Raw genomic sequence first — 513 nt, 5'->3', positions numbered from 1 at the left:
ATATAACATTTTTATGAACGTCATATTTAGATTCTTAGAATCTTGGGAATACAATTGGTCAATAATACTCACGAATACCACATTTAATAATCAAATTGGACTCGATCATAACACAAATAAAGTAAAATAGATAAATCATTAGAAGGACTGGTTGGGTTGGGTTGGGTTGGGTTGGGTTGGGTTGGTTTAGGTGAACATTTGTGATGACTCGGGGGGCAATAAAGGTAACTCCCCACCACGCCATCCGAGTAAGGCGCTTGCAATTAGCCTTAAGTTTTACATGCCAACGTACCGCAGTTTATCTGCGGTATCCAGTGGTAGGATGACGGAGGGAATCAGATGGATGAACACTCTCGGATTCTGGCGGCCGGGAATCAAAAAATCTTGGGGTTCTGCTACCATCCATAGCCGCTTTCTGAGCTTTTTCCTCGGGAACGTTTGTCGCACAATAGTTTGAAGAGACTCGTCGAATTTTATATCCTCTGTTTGTTAATACCTTATCTCTAAACTGAT

Annotated in this window: 1 protein-coding gene; it reads right to left on the bottom strand. The window is 41.3% G+C overall.

What is annotated here, in order from left to right; translation table 11 throughout:
* Window positions 1-298 precede the first annotated feature (298 nt).
* On the bottom strand, window positions 299-513 hold a 215-nt coding region (locus E1O47_RS12445; protein ID WP_207384328.1), incomplete at its 5' end, for a hypothetical protein.

The sequence above is a fragment of the Legionella yabuuchiae genome, assembly GCF_900640115.1.
Lineage (GTDB): Bacteria > Pseudomonadota > Gammaproteobacteria > Legionellales > Legionellaceae > Legionella_A > Legionella_A yabuuchiae.
Note: the sequence above shows the minus strand (reverse complement) of the source record. Positions and strands in the feature narration are given on the sequence as shown.